The organism is Bacillus mycoides, from assembly GCF_018742245.1.
Classification (GTDB): domain Bacteria; phylum Bacillota; class Bacilli; order Bacillales; family Bacillaceae_G; genus Bacillus_A; species Bacillus_A cereus_U.
The window spans coordinates 3533247-3550292 of record NZ_CP036132.1; the positions used below are offsets into that span (position 1 = coordinate 3533247).

Sequence of the window (17046 nt, forward strand, 5' to 3'; positions counted from 1 at the left end):
CCCGCACTAATGTGCGAGCTTTTCTTATACTTTCTAAATACTCATCGTTTTCCTTTTTCATAAGGCGTTCCTAATGCTTTCGGAGCTTCAGATCGTCCTACAAAACCAACAAGTGCTAATATTGTAAATACATATGGTAATATCGTTAAGAATACACTCGGAATCTCTTTTAATACAGGAATGGTACCACCTGTTATCCCAAGTGATTGAGCAAATCCGAAGAACAGCGCCGCTCCAAGAGCACCAAGTGGATTCCATTTACCAAAGATCATAGCTGCTAGCGCCAAGAAACCTTGTCCAGTAATTGTAGCACCTGAGAAGTTACCAGAAATCGACATTGCGAAGACCGCACCGCCCACTCCTGCAAACATTCCAGATATACAAACTGCAATATAACGCATTTTATATACATTAATCCCCATCGTATCTGCTGCCATTGGATGTTCACCAACAGCACGAAGACGAAGACCGAACGGCGTTTTATAAATAATGTACCAAACAACAAAAGCTAAAATAATAGCAATATACGATGTTAACGGTACATTTGAGAAAAAGATTTTCCCGATTACCGGAATATCCGAAAGTCCTGGAACATCGATTTTTTCAATTCGGTATTGAATAAAATCAGTCTGTCCTTTACCAAAGATTTTCTTAATCGCAAATACTGTTAAACCGAGGGCCAAAAAGTTAATCGCTACCCCGCTTACTACTTGATCCGCGCGGAATGTAATGGATGCTACTGCGTGAAGAAGTGCAAATAACCCACTACCAATAGCTGCAAATAATAGTGCAATCCAAGGAGTCATTGCTCCCCACGTATCACCCATTAATAACGTTGTAACGATACCAGTAAATGCACCAAATAACATTAAACCTTCTAATGCTATATTTACAACTCCAGAACGTTCACTGAACACTCCACCTAACGCCGTAAAAATAAGTGGCGCTGCCGTATATAACGTACCAGTCACAAGAATGGCTAAAACATCTAAAAAGCTCATTTATTTTCCCTCCTTGCTCATGCGTGTAAGTGCCCAGCGTAAAACATAACTGCAAGCAACAAAGAAAATAATACATGCGATAATAACATTAATTAACTCAGAAGGTACATCTGCTTCAAAATTCATTTGTGGGGCTGCACTTTTCAAACCACCGAACAGTAAAGCCGATAATAATATACCAAATGGATTATTCCCTCCAAGAAGAGCTACCGCAATCCCATCAAATCCAATACCTGTAAACGAAGACATCGCTGTCATGTTTTGGAATGTACCAAGCCCTTCCATAGCACCACCAATCCCTGCAAACGCACCCGCAATCGTCATAGATAGCACAACATTTCGAGAAACTTTCATCCCCGCATACTGAGAAGCATGTTGATTAAATCCAACAGATTTCAATTCGTATCCCAATGTCGTTCTATCCAATAAGAACCACATAATAATCGCAATTAAAATCGCTACGATAATTCCCCAGTGCAAACGAGAACCATCCGTTAAAGAAGATAACCATTCAGAAGATAATGAAGCACTAGATTTTATGTCATACGATTTCTCATTCGCCTCATGTAAAAAGCGCTTAATTAAATCATACGTCACATAAAGTGCAATATAATTCATCATGATTGTTACGATTACTTCATTTACTTTAAATTTCCCTTTCAAATATCCCGGGATAAATCCCCACAAACCACCAGCTATCGCCGCTACTAAAATTGACAACGGAATATGTAAAATTGCCGGTAATGATACTGCATATCCAAACCAAACAGCAGCAAGCCAACCAACTAATAATTGCCCCTCTACTCCGATGTTAAAAAGACCTGTACGGAATGCAAATGCCACAGAAAGTCCTGCTAACACAAGCGGAATCATCGTACGTAATGTCTCACCAATTGCTTGCGGATTTCCAACCATTCCTTCCCAAAGCGCTGCATACCCAACAATTGGATCATATCCACTAACTAACATTACAATGGCACCAACAAGTAAACCAAAAATAACGGATAATACAGGAACTAAAATGTTAATTGTTCGCTCCGTTAAAAATTTTTTAGCCATTTGTATTCACCTTCTCTTTCTCCGTTCCGCCAGCCATCAACAAACCAAGCTGTTGTTCATTTGTTTCTTTCGCATCGACAATTGCTACAATTTTCCCTTCATATATAACAGCAACTCGATCACTTACATTCAAAATTTCATCCAGTTCTAGCGATAGAAGTAATACTGCTTTCCCATTATCTCTCTGCTCGATTAATTTTTTATGAATAAATTCAATCGCACCTACATCTAAACCACGTGTTGGCTGTGCCGCAATTAATAAATCCGGATTACGATCCACTTCACGTGCGATAATTGCCTTTTGCTGGTTTCCACCAGATAGTGCGCGAGTTAAGGTTTGTTCACTAGGTGTACGTACATCAAACTGTTCAATAAGCTCTTTTGCTTTTTGTGTGATTTTACTAAAGTTTAAAATCCCTTTCTTTGAGAATGGGTTTTTATAGTACGTTTGCAAAACTATATTATCTCTAACAGAAAAATCAAGCACAAGCCCGTGTTTATGACGGTCTTCTGGAATATGACCAATTCCTTCCTCTGTAATTCTTCGAACAGGCCAATTCGTTATTTCTTTTCCTTTAATTGCAATAGAACCTGACTCAACTTTTCGTAAACCAGTAATTGCCTCTATTAATTCACTTTGTCCATTTCCATCAATCCCTGCAATACCAACGATTTCTCCTGCACGAACAGTTAAGTCAAGGCCTTTTACAGCAGGTAATTGGCGTGCATCATGAACGACAAGATTCGCAACAGACAGAACCTCCGCTTTCGGTTTGGCCCCTATTTTTTCTGTTTTAAAATTCACTTGACGTCCGACCATTAATTCTGCAAGTTTATGTTCATCCATTTTCGCAACGTCAACTGTACCAATTCCTTTACCTTTACGAATAATTGTGCAACGATCGCAAACTTCCATAATTTCTTTTAATTTATGTGTAATAAGAATGATAGATTTTCCTTCTTGCACAAGCTTTTTCATAATTTGAATCAACTCATGAATTTCTTGAGGAGTTAACACTGCAGTCGGTTCATCGAATATTAAAATCTCCGCACCACGATAAAGCGTCTTTAATATTTCAACCCTTTGCTGCATCCCAACCGAAATATCTTCAATCTTTGCATTTGGATCAACAGCTAAACCGTACTGTTCAGATAATTGTTTAATTTCTTTTGCAGCCTCTTCAACAGCTATTTTCCCTTTTCTCTTCGGCTCATTTCCAAGAATGATATTCTCTGTAACTGTAAAATTATGAACAAGCATAAAGTGCTGATGGACCATCCCAATTCCAAGGTCATTTGCTATATTCGGATTTGTAATTTTTACAGGGTTTCCTTTAATTTTAATTTCGCCCTGTTCTGGTTGATACAAACCGAACAGTACATTCATCAACGTTGATTTCCCTGCACCATTTTCTCCAAGTAAAGCGTGTATCTCTCCCTGTTTTACTTGCAGCGTAATATCATCATTCGCTACAATGCCTGGGAATACTTTTGTAATATTGTTCATCTCAATTACGTATTCCATTTTGTTCCTCCTTCTAGCAGGGAACACTCCCTAATTACACTCTATTAAAAGTATTTTTATATATACAAAGGTTAGTTCTAAGAACTAACCTTTGCTATTGCTCTATCATTATTTCTTTAGAGCAGCTTCGTATGCTTTATATTCATCATCAGTCGCAGGTACTTTAATTTCACCAGCAGTGATTTTCTTCTCAAACTCTTCTACTTTTGTTAAAATTTCTGGGTTTACTTTTTTCACATTATCAGTTGATTTCGAGATACCAACACCATCATCTTTTAAACCAAACTCTTCTACTTTACCGCCTTTTAACTTACCATCTTTCGCTTCTTGTGCTACTTTTGCAACTGCAATATCAACACGTTTCACCATAGAAGTTAAAGTTACGTTTTCAGGCATACCTTCTTGATTTTGGTCACGGTCAACACCGATTACCCAAACATTTTCACCTTTTTTCTTACGGTTTTTCGCTTCTGTGAATACACCGTTACCAGTTGCACCTGAAGCATGGTAAATTACGTCAACGCCTCCACCGTACATTGCTGAAGCTAATATAGATCCTTTTTCTGGCTTATCAAATGCATCAGCATATTGTGATACGATTTCGATATTTGGGTTTACTGCTTTTGCACCAGCTTTGAAACCTGATTCAAATTTTGTAATTAATGGACTCTTCACGCCACCAACAAATCCAACTTTATTTGATTTTGTTGTCATTGCTGCTACAGCACCAACTAGGAATGAACCTTCATGGTCTTTAAATGTAATACTTGTTACATTCGGTTCTTTCACAACAGTATCCACAATTGCAAATTGCTCTTTCGGATATTGTTTTGCAACCTTTTCAATCGAGTCTTGCATTAAAAATCCAATACCAAACGTTGTATTATAATTATCTTTCGCAAATTTCGTTAAATTCGGAATGTAATCAGCATCTTTACTTGATTGAAGGTAACGATATCCTTCATTTTTCTTTAAATCGTTGTCTTTACCAAATTTCGTTAAACCTTCCCAAGCTGATTGGTTGAATGATTTATCATCAACGCCCCCAACATCTGTAACCATACCAACCTTAAACTCTTTATCCCCTTTTTTGTCACTATCCGCTTTATCCGAGTTACCACATGCACCTAACACCGTACTTGCTGCTAACGTTAACGATAATAAAAGACCTGTTTTTTTCTTCATACTAGAAACCCCTCCTGAAATGTTTTGTCTAATGATTCATACGCTGCTGTCCCTTACTTCTTGCTGTCACCTCCCTAAAAAGGAACTTCCCTACATACGTTTTCTTAATACGTGGAAGCTAAACTTATCAGCTCTAAAGTAATTAATAGAATATAAGATTGGCTCATCATTTTGATCATAGTGCATTTGTTTTAAAACTAGCAGTGCCGTTTCAGGTTCACATTCTAAAATCGGTGAAATTTTCGAGTGATAACCAATCGGTTCAATGTGAGCAACTGCGTATGTGATACGCTTGTGCGTATTATTATGTATTACTGTAAGCAGCGATTCCTCATTGTATCCCGATAAATCTGGTAATATCTCTTTTGCTAGTTTATCAATGCAATATACAACTGGTTCCCCATCCGCTGTACGAACACGTTCAATCATTACTGCGCTAAAACCATCTTCACAATTAAATTTCTCTTTTTCTTCTTCTGTTAAAGTTGTTGTAGATGATGATAAAAAGATTGTTCCTGGTGTTTTCCCCACACTAGAAATCATATCTGTAATACTAGAAAGTTGCTCTATTCCAGAAGAAAATAACGGCTTCGCATTTACAAATGTCCCTACACCATGTCTACGAATAACAACATTTTCTTCTTCTAAAATACGTAGTGCTTCCCTTAAAGTTGCCCTACTTACACCAAGTTCTTTCGCTAGATCAAACTCTGAAGGTAACTTTTGTTTTTCTTTGTAAGCCCCATCTTTAATTTTTCCTTTGATGTGATCAATCACCCGCAAATATAGGTGACGACTATCGGATTTTACTGACATAAGACTCCCCCGCATTTCAATTATTCGACCTCTGATGTAAGACTTCTTTTCTCTTTTTTCAACTTACAACATAGTATAAATTACTAAATACTAAAAATAAGCGTAATTATCGAATAAATATTAATAATTTTTCAAGATGAAATTTTCACACTTTATTCCATAAAAAAAACTTTGCACCATAAACATTCCTCATATCGAGAAAAAGTTCGGCACAAAGATTCCTTACATCCTTTGTTACACACTTTTCCCCTCATAGTCTAGCAATTCATGGTTGCCAGGTAGAAACTTATGGACCTTATCTCCAAGATTATATGAGGTAGTGGTTCTTTTCGAAGTAATCTTACCACTTGCTCCCATATGTGTCAACAGAATTCAACATTTTTCTACATTAAATATCGAACGTTCCGAAAATCAAAACGATAAGCATTCGTATTCTAAAGAGCCCTCCGTTATGTAAGCACTTTCTTTTCTATTGACTATAGTATATAACAAAAACAGCATATAAAAAAGCCTAATTGTAAAAACAATTAGGCTTTTTTTAAGAACTTTTTTCTTGCACATCTTTAATGAGTACTCCCCTTGGTTTACTACCTTCATAAGGACCTACTACACCATTCATTTCCATGGCATCAATTAAACGAGCTGCTCGCGTATATCCTACTCTAAATCTACGTTGTAACATAGAAACAGATGCTGTTTGCATTTCTACTACAAGCTGAACCGCTTCATCGTATAATTCATCTTCTACTTCCTGCTTTGTTTCAGGAACATCTTGTGGAATCATGTCCTCTTGATATTGCGCTTTTTGCTGCGCAATAACAGATTCTACGACTCTCTCAACTTCATCATCTGATAAAAACGCCCCCTGTACACGAACAGGTTTCGATGCACCAATTGGTATGAACAACATATCTCCACGACCTAGCAACTTCTCTGCACCACCACCGTCAAGAATCGTTCGAGAGTCTATTTGGGAAGATACAGCAAATGCAATACGCGATGGAATATTCGCTTTAATAACACCCGTAATAACATCAACTGACGGACGCTGAGTCGCAATAATTAAATGAATACCAGCAGCACGTGCCATTTGTGCTAAACGCATAATCGCATCTTCTACATCCGAAGAAGCAACCATCATTAAATCAGCTAACTCGTCCACAATTACCACAATATATGGTAATTCAGGTTGTTTCGCTTCCGATTGGCTATTATGTTCTTTAATATAATCGTTATACCCTTCAATGTTACGCGTACCGCTATGCGCAAATAATTCATAACGACGCTCCATTTCACTCACAACTTTCTTCAAAGCCTGTGACGCTTTTTTCGGATCAGTTACAACTGGTGTTAATAAGTGCGGAACACCGTTATATACATTTAACTCTACCATTTTCGGATCAATCATCATTAATTTTACTTCATGCGGTTTCGCACGCATTAAAATACTTACAATAATTCCATTAATACATACACTCTTTCCACTACCAGTCGCACCAGCTACTAATAAATGGGGCATTTTATTTAAACGTGCCAATACAGCCTCTCCTGTAACATCACGTCCAAGACCGATTAATAACTTCTCTTCTGGGTGGTTATTCGCCTTTGAATCAAGAACTTCTCTCAGCGTTACCATAGAAACTTCTGAATTCGGAACCTCGATCCCTACAGCTGATTTCCCGGGAATAGGTGCTTCAATACGAATGTCTTTCGCTGCTAAAGCAAGCGCCAAATCATCACTTAAACTAACAATTTTACTTACCTTTACTCCCATATCAGGATACACTTCATACTTCGTAACTGCAGGACCTCTATGTACTTTTGTTACTTTCGCTTTCACACCAAAACTTTGGAATGTACGTTCCAATTTACGAGCATTTTCATAAATTTCCGCATTTTCATTTGTAACTTGCTTATTTTGGGGAAACTTTAATATATCAAGCGAAGGAAGCTTATAATCTTTATTTTCCACATTAGAAAATTGCATAGGAGGTGCTTTCGTTTCACCTTCTAGCGATTCAACGATTTTTTCTCCTCGTTTCTTTTGAAGTTGTTCTTCTGGCGCAGGCGGAACTGCCTCTTCAATAAACGGGGGAGTGATTAACTCATTTTCTTCTATCTGCTTTTCCGTCTCTTCACGTACTGGATAATTCTCAGTAAAATTCGAAATAATTGGTGGACCAATTTCTATTTCTTCTACTGGCTCAATAGCTTCTTCTTGTTCAGCAACACGTTCATGCCTCTTGCTTCTTGTTGTTTTTTTCTTTTCAGTTTGCTCCGCGACCCTTTGAGATTTCCAATCTTTATAATCCCCTTGCATTACTTGAAATTGACTTCTAAGAATTCTCCCTACCGGAGCAAGTACTTCTCCAATATGTTTATTTGTTATACAAAGTATTCCAAGAATAACTAAAATAATTCCAATGATATATGCCCCTACTTCGTCAAATAAGAAGTAGCACGTTGCGAACATCAGTGCACCGAACATACCACCACCTAAATGGACACTATCCGGGCCCTTTTTCATTTCAAGGAAGAAGTAATCTTTTGTACTAACAATTACAGAAGTATTTTGCACAGCTCCATCTTTCGTAAGAAGGTTAAATAATGTAATATGACTAAACATTAATATTGCTAGTACAATTAAATAAACACCTATTAACCGTTTATTTAAAAGGTTTGGCCATCCACGCTTTATTACAAATGCAACAGATAAAGCTATTACACCTAACACACCAATTATGTACCACTCACCAAAGAAGAAGCGAAAAAATAACACAAACGATTTACCTACAACACCTAGCTGTAAAATCGTAATAATTGAAAGTGCAAAAAGAGTCAACCCGACGATTTCATAATACAAAGTTGGCTTTATCGTACGTCTTGCCTTTGCCTTCGTCCCTCTTTGCTTTTGTTTTGCCATTTCTTCACCTCGTGTTCTAAAAATTAAGTACAACTTCCTTATAAAAAAGTTCTACTTATATGTCTTTCTCTCTATTTTTCAGGTCTTTATATCTTCTATTTTTACACTTCTTGTAAAATGTTAAATAAACAGAAGAAAGCAGCCTACTCATGGCTGCTCAACCGTCTTGTTTTGTATATTATACCATAGCTCCTAAACAAAATCCTTCTTTTTGCTAAAAGGTAATTTTCTGTCCAGGCTCAAAATCTAGGTAGTGAGACGGATTCGTACTTAATACACGTACAATAGAGTAACATTGATTATCCTCCTCAGAAACCACTAATTCCACGCCATTTATATTCACAACTTTTTGGCTTTCGCATTGTGAATAATCAGCCGGATACACAAGTTGCTCTGGCATAATTGTATATAAAATCATTGTAGCATTGTCCCCTCTGCACTATTATCCGTGCTTTCATCAATTAATTCGTTTAATTTTCGAAGTGCGCTACCAATACCACCGACATTATCTATAAGACCATACTTCACTGCATCCCCACCTATTACATTCGTCCCAATATCTCGCGTCAAATTTCCTTTTGCAAACATAAGCTCTTTAAAACGATCTTCCGTTACTTTCGAATGCTTTGTCACAAATCGAATGACTCTTTCTTGCATTTTATCCAAATACTCAAATGTTTGCGGCACACCTATAACAAGACCTGTTAAACGAATCGGATGAATTGTCATCGTCGCTGTTTCGGCAATAAATGAATAATTAGTCGAGACCGCAATCGGTACACCGATTGAATGCCCTCCTCCTAAAACAAGAGATACAGTTGGTTTTGAAAGCGAAGCCACCATTTCAGAAATCGCTAACCCAGCTTCAACGTCACCTCCAACTGTATTTAATATTAACAGTAAACCTTCAATTTTTGGATTTTGTTCAATCGCGACAATTTGCGGAATGATGTGTTCATATTTTGTTGTTTTATTTTGTGGTGGCAACTGAATATGACCTTCCACCTGCCCAACAATTGTTAAGCAATGAATACGCGATTCATTCATTTGTGGTACATTCGTCTGTCCAAGTTGCTGAATTTTCTCCACTATAGAAGCCTCTTTTGGAACTTCTTTCGGCTCAGCTTCTTTTTCTTCATTTGTATAACGATCACGTTCTGTCATATCGCATCCCCTTTCACTCGTATATAACTATTATTTCTTAAGTTATAAATTTCATTCGATAGGGTTAAAAAAGAAAAAGATCACCTGTAAAGGTGACCTTCTTTATACTTCCATAATAATCGGTAAAATCATTGGCTTTCTCTTCGTTTCTTCGTACAAGAACTGCCCTAATAATTCACGAATATTTTGTTTCAACATAGACCATTCAATTGTATACTCTTTAATTGATTGTTCAACAATCATACGTACAATATCTGTGGATCGTTCGATTAATGCTTCTGATTCACGAACATATACAAAGCCGCGTGAAATAATTTCTGGACCAGAGATTATTTTCTTTTCATCCTTACCTAGTGTTACAACAACAACTAAAATTCCATCTTGAGATAACATCTTTCTATCTCGAAGAACGATGTTACCGACGTCACCTACACCTAATCCATCAATTAAAACATTGCCAGCTTGCACTTTACCAACTAATTTTGCTTCATCGTCACCAAAAGCAATTACATCACCTTTTTCTACGATAAAGATATTCTCTCTCGTAATACCTACATCTTCCGCTAAATATGCATGTGCTTTTTGCATACGGAACTCACCATGTACGGGTACAAAATACTTTGGCTTCATTAAATTCATCATCAGCTTTAATTCTTCTTGGCTACCGTGACCTGAAACGTGGACTTTTCTTTCACCGTAATAAATAACCTCAGCCCCAGATCTAAATAACAAGTCAATAATTTTTGATACAGATATTTCATTTCCTGGAATTGGAGAAGCTGCAATAATAACAGTATCACCTTTACGAATTGAAATTTGTTTGTGAGCTTGCTTCGCCATTCTAGAAAGGGCTGCCATCGGTTCCCCTTGACTACCAGTCGTTAAAATAGCTACCTTTTTTTCCGGGAAATTGTCTATTTCTTGTAATGAAATAACCATACCTTCTGGAACATCTAAATAACCAAGACGTCTTGCAATATCTACCACTTTTACCATGCTACGTCCTACTACTGCTACCTTCCTTCCAGTTTCAGCAGCTGCATCAAACACTTGTTGAATACGATGTACATTGGAGGCAAATGAAGCAACAATAATACGTCCTTCTGAACTATAGAATACTTTAGAAATCTCTATACCAACTTCTTTTTCCGAACCTGTATAACCAGGACGTTCAGCGTTTGTACTATCAGATAACAAGCAAAGCACGCCTTCATTTCCAATTTGCGCCATTTTCCCAATATCTGCTCCACTATTTCCGATTGGAGTTTGATCAAATTTAAAGTCTCCTGTATATACTACAGCACCTTTTGATGTATGGAAACAAACACCCACAGAATCCGGAATACTATGTGTCGTTCCGAAGAATGACACAGTTGTTGAATTAAACTCTACTGTTGAATTCGAGTCAATTGTTTTTAAGTCTACACGGCCTAACATTCCTGCTTCGCCAAGCTTTTCTTGTATAAGTCCTACCGTTAATTTCGTCGCATATACTGGAATAGATAATTTACGAAGCACATAAACAATTCCACCAATATGATCTTCATGACCATGGGTAATAAATAGTCCTTTTACTCGCTCTTGATTTTCTACTAAATATGTAATGTCAGGAATAACAATATCAATCCCAAACATTTCATCTCCCGGGAACATCAATCCTGCATCTACAATAAAGATTTCAGAATCAATTTCAACACAGTACATGTTTTTTCCGATTTCACCTACTCCGCCAAGCGCAAATACTTTAACAGACTCATTCTCTTTTCTCTTCATGTTGTTGCCTGGTTTAAAAATCTTGCAAACACTGATTTCACTAAAATTGCAGAGACACCAGGGGAAACTCTACAACCACCATATATTCACCGTCCAAGACGAATGTCCTTACCGTTATGCGATATCATGTCCTTGTTAATTTTTTAAACCAGGTTTCACCTCTCTTTCATTATATAAATCAAATATCTTATTCGATATGATATGAAAATTTCATTGAATCGTAATTTTTACCAATTTTGCTAAGCATACCCGTACTAAGCTACTTAGCCATATTATACCTGATACAAGAAATAGAACACAAGTTAAATTATGCGAAAGACAAGAGAAGACGCTAAAGTGAGGCTGTAATTTTCGGGGGGGATTTTCATATCATACTCACTATTTTCCCTACGTAATAGGAGTTTAATGGAAAAATATTCATGTGAGTTCTTTACATAAACATGAAACGATATTCACTAAAAAAGTCTTATCTCTGTAATCCGTTTCTAACTAATCCTACACTCTGCCATCTCCTTCTTATTACAGCCTATTAACTATAGCTATTTTTCACCACTTACATATAGTTAGTCAAAATAAAAATGACCTAGTTTCACACTAGGTCATTTTTATTAACGAGGAATAGATTGCATTACAGATTGTAACGTTACTCTTTCTTCTTCCGTTAATGGAAGAAGTGGTAAACGTACAGAACCTACATCTAATCCAACCATTTGTAATGCTGTTTTTACTGGTGTTGGGCTTGGCGCCATAAATAGTGCATCCGTTACTTTTACTAGTAATTGATGTAATTTCTGCGCTTTTTTGAACTCTCCAGCTTGGAATGCAGCAATCATTTCTTGCATTTCATTCCCGATAACATGAGATGCTACAGAAACAATACCTTTTGCTCCAATTGCCATAGCTGGTAATGTTAAACCATCATCACCGCTGTATACTGCAAAGTCGTCCGCTGTTTTTTCAATGATTTCTGTCATTGTTAATACATCGCCGCCTGCATCTTTAATCGCAACAATGTTTTCTATTTTTGATAAACGAACAACTGTATCAACGGAGATTTGTACAATAGATCGTCCTGGAACATTATATAGCATTACCGGAAGCGGAGTGCTTTCAGCGATTGTTTTAAAGTGCTGGTACATTCCTTCTTGACTCGGTTTGTTATAATACGGTGCCACTAGCATAACTGCATCAACACCAGCTTCAGTTGCCTTTTTTGTTAAATCAACAGAAGCGTGCGTATTATTGCTACCTGTTCCAGCGATTACGGGCACCCTTTTATCGACAACAGATACAACATGGCGATATAACGCTACTTTTTCTTCTGATGTTAATGTAGGAGATTCTCCAGTCGTTCCTCCTACCACGATTGCTGTTGTACCGTTATCAATTAAATAATTTACCAATTTCGTTGTCTTTGCAAAATCGATATTACCGTTTTTATCAAACGGTGTTACCATCGCGGTTGCAATTGTCCCAAAATCTATCATGATCTCACTCCTTATTGTTCCAGTTGCTTTTCTTTTGAAAGCTCAAATGCACTATGTAATGCATTCACAGCCTCCACTAAATCGGCTTCTTTTACAAGAACCCAAATTGTCGTATGACTATCTGCTGATTGCAGAATTTGAATACCTTTTTCCGCTAAAGCTGTGACAATTTTCGCTGTAACCCCTGGAATACCTGCCATTCCAGCACCAACGATAGAAACCTTCGCACAATGCTCTGTCACAACTGGATCATATCCAAGTTGCTTTAAAACCTCAACTGCACGCGCTGATACACTATCCTTTACTGTGTAAGCTACACCGGTAGGAGAAATGTTAATTAAGTCCACACTAATCCCTTCATTAGCCATTTCTTTAAACACGTGTTGTTGTAAATCATATGCAGTTTTTTTTGCAAGCACTTTAATTTGCGTTACATTTGACACATGGGCAATCCCTGTAACAGGACGTTCTTCTACATCCTGCCCTTTTGTAGCACCATCATATGCCGCAATAAGCGTACCTTCACTATCAGAATACGTAGAACGTACACGAAGTGGTACTTTTGCATGCATCGCAATTTCAACCGCACGCGGATGAACAACTTTCGCACCTTGATAAGCCATGTTACAAATCTCGTTATATGTTACAGTTTGAAGATGACGCGCATCTTTTACGATACGAGGATCCGCAGTCATAACACCTTCAACATCTGTGAAGATATCGATATATTCAGCATGAAGCGCAACACCTAATGCTGAAGCTGAAGTATCACTACCTCCGCGACCAAGTGTTGTCGTATCTCCATTTTTCGTTTGACCTTGGAATCCAGTAACGACGATAACATCTACATTTACTAACTCTTCATGTATACGATCGCAATTCATTTCAATAATCTTAGCATTCGTAAAATCACCATTCGTTACAAAACCAGCCTGTGCACCATTTAATGCTGCTGCTTTTATACCATTCTCATTCAACATGTTAGAGAAAACAATTGCTGAGATTAATTCTCCGCATGATAATAATAAATCTTGCTCACGTTTAGAAATATTAGATTCCTCTTGATTTACAAGACTTAATAACGTATCAGTTGCATACGGTTCACCTTTACGGCCCATTGCTGATACGACAGTAACTACTTTATAACCAGCAGCTAACGATTTTTTTATATGGTGAAGCGCATGCTTACGCCCATTGTCATCACGTACTGATGTTCCACCAAATTTTTGAACAATAATTTTCATATTTTGCACCTTCTCTTAGCCGTTTACACTAATTGTAATTTTACTAAGCGCTCTGCAATTTGAACAGAATTCCATGCAGCGCCTTTTAATAAGTTATCAGATACGACCCAAAGATGGAATCCTTTATCATTATTTAAATCTTTACGGATTCTTCCAACGAATACTTCGTTTTTACCTACTGCAGTAGCTGGCATTGGATATAACTGCTCTGCTGGATTATCTTGCAGTACAATACCTTCTGCATTTGCAAGTAAGTTTTTCATTTCTTCTACTGTTACGCCTTCTTTATCTACTTCAATGTACACAGACTCGGAATGACCCGATACAACTGGTAAACGTACACATGTCGCAGCTACTTCTAATTCAGGCATATGCATAATTTTTTTCGTTTCATTAATCATTTTCATTTCTTCAAATGTAAATCCATTATCTTGGAATTTATCAATCTGTGGAATAGCATTAAAAGCGATTTGGAAATGCTTTTCGTCACCTGATACAGGTAAAACATTCGCCTTTACTTCTTCGCCATTTAAGATTGCTTGTGATTGTTCATGAAGTTCTTCAATAGCTGCCGCACCAGCACCTGATACAGCTTGATATGTGGAAACGATTACTCGTTTTAAACCATATTGCTGGCGAACTGGCTCAAGAGCTACTACCATTTGAATTGTAGAACAGTTTGGATTTGCAATAATACCATTATGTTCTTTTAAATCATTTTCATTTACTTCAGGTACAACAAGTGGCACGTTTTCTGTCATACGGAATGCACTTGTATTATCAACAACAATTGCACCGCGCTTTGCTGCTTCTGGCGCTAATTGTTTCGATACAGATCCACCTGCACTAAATAGTGCAATATCTACTCCTTCAAAACTTTCAGGAGTTGCCTCTTGAACTGTAAATTCTTCGCCTTTAAATACAAGTTTCTTACCTGCAGATCGTTTAGATGAAAGTAACGTTAACTTCCCAATTGGAAATTCTCGTTTCTCTAAAGTATTTAACATTTGTTCACCAACTGCGCCGGTTGCTCCAACTACAGCGACATGAAAAGTTTTTTGCTTTTCCATCACTATGCCCCTTTCTAGATACCAATCCTTCTATAACTTAGAATTAGAAGGAGCTTACAATGCCCCTTCTAATCTTAATAACGTTAATTTTATCATATTCTACAGTAAGAATGATGGTTTCATCAAAAATTGTCCGTTTTTTTTCGTTTTTTAATTCATATATCTGAATTTTTCTACAACAACAGGTTGTAATTGTTTTCCTTGTAGCGCTTCTAATACTGTATCTTCAAGTAACTCCATACGAGCTACCATTGAGTTCGGTTTTTTCTCTGGTGCATCTTGGCCGAATGGTACGAAGTAGATGTCTTTTGTAGCCATTAGGCGCATGAGATTTACCCCATTAAGCCCCAACGCATCATTCGTCGAAACAGCTAACACGACAGGCTTTCCATTTCTAAGCGTCGCTTTTGCTGCCATTAATACTGGAGAATCTGTCATCGCATTCGCAAATTTACTCATCGAATTTCCAGTTAAAGGAGCAATTACCATACAATCTAGTGGGATTTTTGGTCCGAGTGGTTCTGCTCCGACAATTGAATTAATTGCTTTAAACCCTGTTATTTCTTCGATCTTTTTAATCCACTCTTCCCCTTCGCCAAATCTAGTATTTGTTGATTGGACAGTATAAGAAACAACGGGACGTACTTCTGCACCTTCTGCAATTAACTTCTCTAAATGTGGCATAACTTCTTCATACGTACAATGTGAGCCTGTAAATCCGAAACCAATTCGTTTCCCCTTCAAACTCATTTCTCATCCTCCTCCTTTGCGATTGCATCTGCTATTAATAACTGAGAAAGAACATTCGCTAATATTTGTCCTGCTGTTTTCGGTGCAACAATCCCAGGAAGACCAGGTGCTAATAGTGCCTTAACTCCACGCTTCTCCGCATAGCGAAAGTCCGTGCCACCTGGCTTAGAAGCTAAATCAATAACTAACGTGTGAGCTGGCATCCGCGAAATTACACTTGCTGTTACAACGAGATGTGGAATTGTGTTAATAACAATATCGATATTACCTACTTCTTTCTCTATGTCTTGCATATGAAAAGGAGAAAACATCATTTCTGTAATACGAGCAATATGTTCCGAACGTCTCGCTCCAACTTTGACATGTGCTCCTAATGATTGAAAGGCTCTTGCAACACTCATACCAGTTCTACCAAATCCTAAAACCATTACATTCGATCCATGAATTGTGTAATCAGTATGTTGAATAACCATCATTAGTGTACCTTCTACGGTCGGAATGGAGTTATAGATTGCAACATCATCACGATCAAATAATTTTACAAGTTTGCGATTTGTAGTAGATACGAGATTTTCCAAGTAAGGTGTACCAATACCTGAATATATAGTAAAGTTTTCTGGCGTCTTTTCAATTTGTTCTTTCGTTATGGAAACTTTTTCATTTGAAAAAATAGTATCTACTTCTCCTTTGGCATTCGTCCCTGCAACCGGCAAAATAATCGCATCTAAAGAAGTGAAATTTAAATCTTGTATACTTTCTTTTGCTGCCCCTGTGAAGCCATGATCTAACTGTTCAAACCCTATTAATGAAAGTTTCGCGTCCAGTTCGACTAGCTTGCGAATTACTTCTAGCTGCCGTGCATCTCCTCCTATGACAGCAATATGCATCTCAGTCAACATTCTCTAATTCACCTTCTTTTTCTTTCATTTATAAGAAAAATGCCTACTTTTTCTTTTTCCTCCACATCATATGTAATGTACGAGTTTGAGGTGATTGAAAAACAAAAAGCACACATGATTTATCTTCTTTATATAAAGATAAAAAAAGAC

General features: G+C 37.3%; 14 protein-coding genes and 1 riboswitch. All 14 genes read right to left on the bottom strand.

The window, feature by feature from the left end; genetic code table 11:
• Positions 1 to 41: 41 nt before the first annotated feature.
• On the bottom strand, positions 42 to 1001 hold the full coding sequence (locus EXW56_RS17975) for an ABC transporter permease (protein ID WP_002111342.1): 960 nt from the start codon (positions 999 to 1001) through the stop codon (positions 42 to 44).
• Entirely contained in the window at positions 1002 to 2060 is a 1059-nt protein-coding gene (locus EXW56_RS17980; protein ID WP_002111343.1) for an ABC transporter permease, read from the bottom strand.
• Entirely contained in the window at positions 2053 to 3585 is a 1533-nt protein-coding gene (locus EXW56_RS17985; RefSeq protein WP_215596830.1) for an ABC transporter ATP-binding protein, read from the bottom strand. Before EXW56_RS17985 ends, EXW56_RS17980 begins: the two co-directional genes overlap by 8 nt.
• 108 nt (positions 3586 to 3693) lie before the next feature.
• Positions 3694 to 4770, bottom strand: coding sequence for a BMP family lipoprotein (locus EXW56_RS17990; protein ID WP_002199551.1), 1077 nt, complete (start codon positions 4768 to 4770; stop codon positions 3694 to 3696).
• 90 nt (positions 4771 to 4860) lie between these two features.
• Entirely contained in the window at positions 4861 to 5586 is a 726-nt protein-coding gene (locus tag EXW56_RS17995) for a GntR family transcriptional regulator (protein ID WP_002111346.1), read from the bottom strand.
• 233 nt (positions 5587 to 5819) lie between these two features.
• A riboswitch (purine riboswitch) is annotated at positions 5820 to 5921 on the bottom strand.
• Positions 5922 to 6124: 203 nt separating this feature from the next.
• Positions 6125 to 8509: a DNA translocase FtsK gene (locus EXW56_RS18005; RefSeq protein ID WP_002199550.1), complete on the bottom strand. Its 2385-nt coding sequence runs from the start codon at positions 8507 to 8509 to the stop codon at positions 6125 to 6127.
• A 214-nt stretch (positions 8510 to 8723) separates the two neighbouring features.
• Entirely contained in the window at positions 8724 to 8927 is a 204-nt protein-coding gene (locus EXW56_RS18010) for a YlzJ-like family protein (protein ID WP_002111349.1), read from the bottom strand.
• The gene (tepA, locus tag EXW56_RS18015; protein WP_002199549.1) at positions 8924 to 9673 is read right to left on the bottom strand and encodes a translocation-enhancing protein TepA; all 750 of its coding nucleotides are present in this window, start codon (positions 9671 to 9673) and stop codon (positions 8924 to 8926) included. Before tepA ends, EXW56_RS18010 begins: the two co-directional genes overlap by 4 nt.
• Positions 9674 to 9775: 102 nt before the next feature.
• Entirely contained in the window at positions 9776 to 11446 is a 1671-nt protein-coding gene (locus EXW56_RS18020) for a ribonuclease J (protein ID WP_098988370.1), read from the bottom strand.
• 608 nt (positions 11447 to 12054) lie between these two features.
• The gene (gene dapA / locus EXW56_RS18025; protein WP_098988371.1) at positions 12055 to 12933 is read right to left on the bottom strand and encodes a 4-hydroxy-tetrahydrodipicolinate synthase; all 879 of its coding nucleotides are present in this window, start codon (positions 12931 to 12933) and stop codon (positions 12055 to 12057) included.
• 11 nt (positions 12934 to 12944) lie between these two features.
• Complete coding sequence (gene dapG, locus EXW56_RS18030) at positions 12945 to 14177, bottom strand: aspartate kinase (RefSeq protein WP_098988372.1); 1233 nt, start codon at positions 14175 to 14177, stop codon at positions 12945 to 12947.
• A gap of 23 nt (positions 14178 to 14200) precedes the next feature.
• On the bottom strand, positions 14201 to 15247 hold the full coding sequence (gene asd, locus EXW56_RS18035) for an aspartate-semialdehyde dehydrogenase (protein WP_002014577.1): 1047 nt from the start codon (positions 15245 to 15247) through the stop codon (positions 14201 to 14203).
• A 150-nt stretch (positions 15248 to 15397) separates the two neighbouring features.
• Entirely contained in the window at positions 15398 to 15997 is a 600-nt protein-coding gene (dpaB, locus tag EXW56_RS18040; RefSeq protein ID WP_002111357.1) for a dipicolinate synthase subunit B, read from the bottom strand.
• Positions 15994 to 16896, bottom strand: coding sequence for a dipicolinic acid synthetase subunit A (dpaA, locus tag EXW56_RS18045; RefSeq protein WP_002111358.1), 903 nt, complete (start codon positions 16894 to 16896; stop codon positions 15994 to 15996). The genes dpaB and dpaA overlap by 4 nt, the downstream gene beginning before the upstream one ends.
• Positions 16897 to 17046: the final 150 nt, after the last annotated feature.